Annotated in this window: 4 protein-coding genes; 1 reads left to right on the plus strand and 3 read right to left on the minus strand. The window is 26.5% G+C overall.

Annotation, left to right across the window (positions count from 1 at the left end; genetic code table 4):
* Nucleotides 1-241 (minus strand): YneF family protein (locus UDIV_RS03110; protein WP_038103201.1); only part of this gene is annotated, 241 nt, incomplete at its 3' end.
* 202 nt (nucleotides 242-443) lie between these two features.
* On the opposite strand from UDIV_RS03110, the gene UDIV_RS03115 reads away from it, so the two are divergent.
* A complete protein-coding gene (locus UDIV_RS03115) occupies nucleotides 444-3,425 on the plus strand; it encodes a cation-translocating P-type ATPase (protein WP_038103203.1) in 2,982 nt (993 codons plus the stop codon).
* Between the two features lie 79 nt (nucleotides 3,426-3,504).
* On the opposite strand, the gene UDIV_RS03120 is transcribed toward UDIV_RS03115, so the two are convergent.
* Together UDIV_RS03120 and dcm are read right to left on the minus strand one after the other, a co-directional pair.
* Nucleotides 3,505-6,516: a DUF262 domain-containing protein gene (locus UDIV_RS03120; RefSeq protein WP_038103204.1), complete on the minus strand. Its 3,012-nt coding sequence runs from the start codon at nucleotides 6,514-6,516 to the stop codon at nucleotides 3,505-3,507.
* A complete protein-coding gene (gene dcm / locus UDIV_RS03125; protein WP_318023573.1) occupies nucleotides 6,509-7,789 on the minus strand; it encodes a DNA (cytosine-5-)-methyltransferase in 1,281 nt (426 codons plus the stop codon). Before dcm ends, UDIV_RS03120 begins: the two co-directional genes overlap by 8 nt.
* Between the last annotated feature and the right edge of the window lie 81 nt (nucleotides 7,790-7,870).

A 7,870-nucleotide genomic window follows, 5' to 3' on the forward strand; every position in this document is an offset into this window, starting at 1 on the left:
GAGCATAAAGATCTCGAATCATATCTTTTGTGATTGGTGGATTCTTTTGTAAATTTCGTTTGTAAATCTTAATAGCAATTAAGAAACCAATAATTAGTCCTGCAATTAAAAATAAAACAATTCCCACACTTAATCCAACTGTCATTGCATACAATTCACCCTTTAATTGTTCAACAGTGGCTTGTGTAGTAGTATCAGTAGCTGCTTGATATAAAACACTAAAAACTTCTTTTAAACTCATAAAATCCTCGTTATTGACTTATTGTCTATCATTAAATTATATAAAACTATTGACTAAAGATGAACTAAAAATAAAGATAAGCTTAATATCTACAATAGTGTTATTTATTATCCCTACTAGATATAAATATAAATCTAGGTAAATAACTAAGTTAAATAAATAGGTGTAAATAATATAAAATATTAATACAATTGGAGGATATATGGAAAAGACAAACGATAGTCTAGTTGATTCCGTTGTCGAGTATGACATTAAATTAACAGATCAACAAAACGGTTTAAGTAATGAACAAGTGCTTAATAACCGTAACTTGTACGGTATCAACGAAGTAAAAAAGAAAAAGAACACAAGCATTATTGTTAAATTCTTTAAACAGTTTTTAGATTTTATGGTGATGTTGTTAGTATTTGCAGGATTATTAACTTTAATTCTTGCAATTGTTAAACCATCACACGATAAGATTGAAGAAATTGTTCAATATGTAGAAGTAGCTGTTATTTTTGCTATTTTATTAATTAATGCCATTTTTGGAGTCGTCCAGGAAACCAAGGCTGAAAAAGATACCGAAGCATTATTAAAATTAACTTCTCCTAATGCTAAAGTAATTAGAGATGGGCAAATAGAAATCATTGATACAAAAGATGTTGTTGTTGGTGATTTATTAGTTCTTGAAGCTGGAGATGCAATTCCAGCTGATGGAATTTTAATTAACTCTAGTTCTTTAGAAAGTGATGAAGCACCATTAACTGGTGAATCACTTCCTGTAAGTAAAGATGCTAATGCAATTGTTCCAGCCGATGCACCACTTGGTGATCGAACTAACTGTGTTTTTAGTGGATGTACAATTACATCAGGAACAGCAAAAGCAATTGTAACTAATGTTGGAATGCAATCTGAAATTGGTAAGATTGCTAAATTAATTAATGATCAAAAAACACCATTAACACCATTACAACAAAAAATTAACCGTTTATCAAAAATCATTGGTATTTTTGGAGCGGTATTATGTATTGCTGTGTTTATTATGTACATCTACTTAATTGGTGGGGGTAATTGAGAAAAAGCATGACACCCAGGAATTGTTATTGCTATCTCATTATCAATTGCTGCTATTCCAGAAGGATTAATTGCTATTGTAACAATTATTCTTTCATTTGGAGTTAAACGAATGAGCAAACAAAACGCTCTTATTAAACGTTTACCAGCTGTTGAAACCTTAGGTAGTGCTAATGTAATTTGTTCAGATAAAACAGGAACTTTAACTCAAAACAAGATGACTGTAGTATCTGTTTATACACACGAATCTGGATTAAGTAACATTGTTGATCAAAGTAGTATCTTAAATTTAATTAAACTGGGAACAGTAGTTAATAACGCATCAATAAGTTATGATGAAGATGGTCAAATTAATTTTGTTGGTGATCCAACAGAAACAAGTATTGTAGAAGCTGCTTATAAACTAAATGTTCTAAAATCGGATTTAGATGATGAATATGAACGAGTGTTTGAATTACCTTTTGATTCAGACCGTAAACTAATGAGTGTTATTGTTAAAAAAGCTGATAAGTTTATGTTAGTAACAAAAGGAGCAATTGATTCACTTGATAGTAGATTAACTACACCATTATCTAAAGAAGTATTAGAAGCTAATGATCAAATGGGTAATGATGCTTTACGTGTTCTAGGTGTTGCTTATAAAGAGTTAGATGAAATTCCAACTGATACAAGTTCAGAAAATTTAGAAAAAGATTTAATTTTTGTTGGACTGTTAGGAATGATAGATCCACCACGTGAAGAAGCAATGGAAGCTGTTGCTATTGCTAAAAAAGCTGGAATTCGTCCAGTTATGATCACAGGGGATCATATTAATACTGCAAGTGCAATCGCAATGCAACTTGGTATTTTAAATGAAGGTCAAGAAGTATTATCAGGAACTGAATTAGCTAGCATGAGTGATGAACAATTAGCAGATAATATCGAAAGATATAGTGTTTATGCTCGGGTTAGTCCTTCTGATAAAATCCGAATCGTTAAAGCTTGACAATCACACGATAAGATTGTAAGTATGACAGGGGATGGAGTAAATGATGCTCCAGCACTAAAAGCTGCAGATTTAGGATGTGCTATGGGGATCACAGGAACTGATGTATCTAAAGCATCAAGTGATATGATCCTAACAGATGATAACTTTGCTACAATTGTTAACTCAGTAAAAATGGGTCGATCAATTATGGCTAACATTAAGCGAGTAATTATGTTACTTTTAATTACTAACTTATCTGGTTTAATTTCATTATTCTTAGGAATTTTAATTCTTGGAATTAATCCAATGTCTTCTTTACAAATTTTATGAATTAATGTTATTTCAGAAACATTCCCAGGGATTGCATTAGGTTTAAACTTTAGTGAAGGTAATTTAATGCGTTATGCTCCATTAAAAAAATCAGCTCCGATTGTTGATAAGAAAATGTGATTAACTATTGTTATATGTGGTTTCTTTATTGGAATGATGTCAATATTACTATTCTATCTAGGTGCTGGTTCTCACTTTAATTTTGATTTCTATCAAATGCGTGAATCATTCTTAAGCTTAAACTTAATTGAAGCTCAATACCAAGCAGAACTAAATTCATTAAATCCAGATAACTTTGTATTAAATACACTAAATATCCAAATCGAATTCATTAAAGAAGTAGCTCGATCTGGTTCAGCATTAACATTTATGTTTATGGGTTTATGTTTATCATTTAATGCTGTTTCATTAAGAAGTAACCATACAATATTCATTGATAAATGAAAAGATAATAAATATGTTGTTATTTCTTTATTAATATCATGTTCAATGATTGCTTTAATTACTTATACACCAGGATTAAATACAGTCTTTAATATGAGTCCTTATGTAATGGGAGCATATAATTGATTAAACATTCTTCCTTACTTATTATTCTTATTACCAATTATTGGTTTTGAAACTTATAAATGAGTTAGATATCACCAAGTTAAAAAAGAATATGATTATAAAGGATTAACTTTTGCACAAAACCAAGCTAATTTAAATGAAGCGATGCAACAGTTACAATTAACTGCTGATCTAGAAGAAAAACAAGAATATATCTATCAAATTAATGAGCTTAAAAAAGAACGTAAAATGCTTCAAATGAAATTACACCAAGAGTTGTAATTAATCAATAAATACAAGAAAAAATCTCCTTTGCTGGGAGATTTTTCTTTTGCTTTTTTAGTGGTTAATTATCTAATAATTATTTTTCATCTTCATCAATTCAATCATAGAAAAGCATTGAAATGTAAGATTGAATAATCGTTTTTGAACGTTCTTCAATGTACTTTTTGTTTTTATCAAATTGCTCTCTGTTTATGTTCTTGATATCTCAAATATGTTGGTTTTCTTTTTTATTTTCATCAGGAGAAGGGGTTTGAATTACATAAGGTAATGAGATAGTTTTTGTTTTATGGAATTCTAGTTTATTTAGTCTGCCAATTTGTCCTATTTTTACTGATTCATCAAATGGTTCAAAATTAAACATCTTATACTTAGTATCTTTACCTTTATTAGTAATATTACTTTTATCAGGATCACCTTTAGATGTATCGGTTCTATTACCTTTTGAACTGTTGTCTTTTCGAGTTATTAAAGAACCATTACCAATTTTATGAATTACATTCTGAATTTCAAAGTCTTGAATATTTTGTTTATAAAAATATTCTAAATCTTGATCCTTTAATTTTTGAGCTAGATTATGATCATATGTATATGGAATAAAATCAAATATACCTACTGTCTCATCATCACTATTATAACCTTTGAAATATTGTGGTGTGTCAAATCCTGTTTGACCAACACCATAAGCTAATCTTCCTAAAATGATCTTACAAATTTCGTTTATGTTTTTGTTTTGAGTTTTATTTTCTTTAGTTTTTTCTGAATTAAGTTCATTTAGTAAATAAATATAAAGTTCACTAATCTTAGTTTCTTTTGATGGTTCTTTTAGTTCTGTAATAATATCTTCTAATTTTTGATATAAAACAGAAGGTTGAATTAATTTATTATCTTTATTTACTATTTCTTCACAAATTTTAGTAATTATTTTAGGTAATGATTGTCCCCTAAATTTGATTCTTCAAAGAACAACAAATTTTTCAATTTGAACTAAATACTTACTAAATGATTCGTGATTATTGTTTGGCTTTTCTAAACTAAAAATCCTAAAGTGTTCAGCTAAAGTTCAAACTAACATTGCAAAGATTGATTTTCTACCACCATGAGATAGGTGATAAATTTGAAAATTAATATATTTTGTTTTCTTATTTTTATCTATAAACTCATAGGTATTATTTTTTAATTTTTCTAATCCATCAATTTTGTTTTTATCTAGAATTTGAATTAATTCATCACTAGATCCATATAAACAATAGTTAAATTCAAGAATATCATTTCAAATTAAATTTAAATAGTTTGGATGTACATTATTCTTTTCATACTCTTTTAGAAGTATTTCAAATTTCTCTAATGAGTTGATGATTCTATCACTATAGTCACGATCAATATTAACAATAGCATTAAATAATTTATATTTAACTAATGCAGAATTTAAAAAGTTTTGAATTAAGTCTAAATCTTCATCTTTTGTTGAATTATAAGAATTTCTAAAATATAAATTTATAGAGTTATTGTAAATATCAACTGATTGATCTAATTCGCTTATCTTTGTTCTAAATAAATCAAGTGCACCAAGCTTCTTGCTGTACCTATTTAAATTACAAAATATTTTCGTACATCTTTTCCGATCTAGTTTTAATAAATAGGATACAACCAACCTTGTTTTGTTTAAAACATAAGAAATAAAATCAATTAAAAGGTCTTTATCTTTTTGTATTTTTTCAGGAACTAGACTAACAATTTCTCTTCAGTTTTTATAAAAACGACTTGCTTTAATCTCATTACCTATTTTGTCTTTTAAATAATTTTCTGTTGTTATAATCTTTAAAAGATAGTTATAATTTTTATCATTTTTAGCAAATTCGTTAAGTAGTTTAATAATTTGTTTTATTGGTTTTGCTATTAATTCATTTAGTTTGTTATTAGATTTTTCTTCTTCTTGGTTTGGATCTAGTTTGTAATAATATTTAATTAAAGCGCACAATATTATTATTAAAGATGTTATTCTCTGTTGACCATCAAGAATGTATATTTTTCTATTTACACTACTACTAATAATAATGTTATTTAATAATGAAAATTTAACTTCTTCATCTTTAAAATCATTAAATAATGTATCAAATAATCGGATAATAATGTTTGCATCTCATGAATAAGTTCTTTGATATAAAGGTAATTCATATACTGCGTGTTTTGATGTAAGAAAATCGTATAAAGATGAGTTTATTAATGGAAAATCCTCATCAGAATTATTATCACTCTTATCAATTTCCTCATCCATTATATTTTTTTCAATTTTATCTAAATGTTCTTTATTAAAACCATTAACACTAATTGCTATTTCAGATTCTCATAAAAGGTCTATGTTTGTTATTTCTTTTATTTGTTTATTAATGAAATTTTTCATAGAATCATAAACTTTGTGATTTAATGCTTTTTCATCACACAAGTATTCATTAATAAACTTAGTGTAAAATTCCATTGTTTTTTGTTCTGGTGATTGGATCGTTGTAAAGATATCATTGATCTTTGAGTCCATAAATTTATCATTAATTGTCATTATTAATGTTCATCAAAAGTTGTAAACACTTCTATTTCTATCATCCCTATTTTCACTAGAAATAGGAAAAAGAATATATTTTTTAATATGGTTACTAAAATTATCAATAATAAATTCTTTAATGATTTTTTTCTTATCTTCATTAGAATCTTTTAAAGGATGCTTTTTTAAAAAGTCTATAAATTTCTTATTAACAACATTCTTGTTGTTTTTGTATATAACAATTGAAAAAGCTTTTAAGATATCTAATAGTTGTCGATAAGTTGATTCACTATACCAACCATCCTTGTTGTTTTTCTTCTCTCCTTCAGAATAAAACTCTATTTCTTCTTTTTCTTTAAAAAATAACTTGGTATTATTGTCTTCATTAGTTTCTCATTCAATGATTAGATCATAATCAATTTGGTCAAAATCGATTTGATCAAACCAATTTATAACACTTCTATCGATATAGCTATGAACATTAGTTCCTATTGTTCAATCTTTAAAGAAATCTTTAATGATATTTTCTCAGTACTCAATAGTTTTATTCATTAGATACATTCCCTTCTTCAATCTTTAAGATTACTTCAAATAAACACTCTATTGCTTCTACTACAATTGAGTTACCAGCTTGTCTGTATAAAGATTCCTTTGTTAGTATATGGTTATTATATAAAGGAGTTAATTTATCAAAATCCTTATCACTAAAACCCATTAATTTATAAGCTTCACGGGGTGTTATAAATCTATAATTAAGTTTATTAGATTGATTGTTTTCAAATTCGATGATACCAGTACAAGGTATTCTGTCTTGTTTTGTAGTTACTGTATTAATAATAAAATTAGAACTCTTGTTAATGATTTTTTCTGAATCAAGAAGTCTTCTTCTTGATGGAGTGTCATTGATTAAAGCATCGATGTTTTCTTTATTATCAGAACTAAAATCAAAAACTTTATTGAATTGTTTTTTAAGACCATTATGATCTAATTTCTTAGAATTTGTTAATTGTTCAATATATAAAGTGAATGATAAATCATCATCAAATGGTGTACTTATTTCTTTTTTAACACTAAGAGCAAATACTCTTTCCCGTTTTTGGATTGAACCAACATTAATACCATTAATCGTTGTAGTAAATGTTTTATAACCAAAATTGTCTAATACTTTTAATCACTTTTCATATTCTGGTTTAAACTTAGCACTTAATAAGTTTTTTACATTTTCCATTATTAAGTATTTAGGTTTAATTTCAGACTCATTAAGGATTCGATATATTTCTCATATTAAACTAGAAGTTGATTTATCATTATTGATTCCTTTAGCTCTACCCATGTTAGCAATTGATAAACCTTGACAAGGGAAAGAGTAAGTAATTAAATCAATGTTTAAATCTTTTATTATTTTTGCATCTAATTTAGTTATATCAACTTGGTTGTTAGATAATAGAATTGAAGCTGCTAAATATTCTTTAAATTGATCATCTTTCCCTTTTAATTTAGATGGTTTCTTTGAATCTAATGAAATAGTATATTTATCTAAAAACTGGTTAATATCATCACTTGTGTTTAAGTTATTAGCTAATAATACTTTTTTATAATTTTTATTTAAATCATGATGGATCGCAGCATAAGAAATATTAGCTCTTGCATCTCATTCTGCAGTTGCAACAATCTTAAATATTAACCCTTTCTTGTTAAGTTTTTTAATCGCTTTGTGTTGAGCACCAATTCCTGAAAAAGTTTCTAAAATATTGATCTTTTTATCTTGTTTGTTTACAAGACAAAAATCCTTAACTTTTGTTAAGGTATCTTTTTGTTTTTTCAAGAATTAAGGGTTTATAAAAATTACATAACCTTATATATATATATATATATATATATATTATAGTAAGTACGTAGTAATTAA

Origin of the sequence: Ureaplasma diversum NCTC 246, from assembly GCF_000731915.1 — a bacterium.
GTDB classification, from domain to species: domain Bacteria; phylum Bacillota_I; class Bacilli_A; order Mycoplasmatales; family Mycoplasmoidaceae; genus Ureaplasma; species Ureaplasma diversum.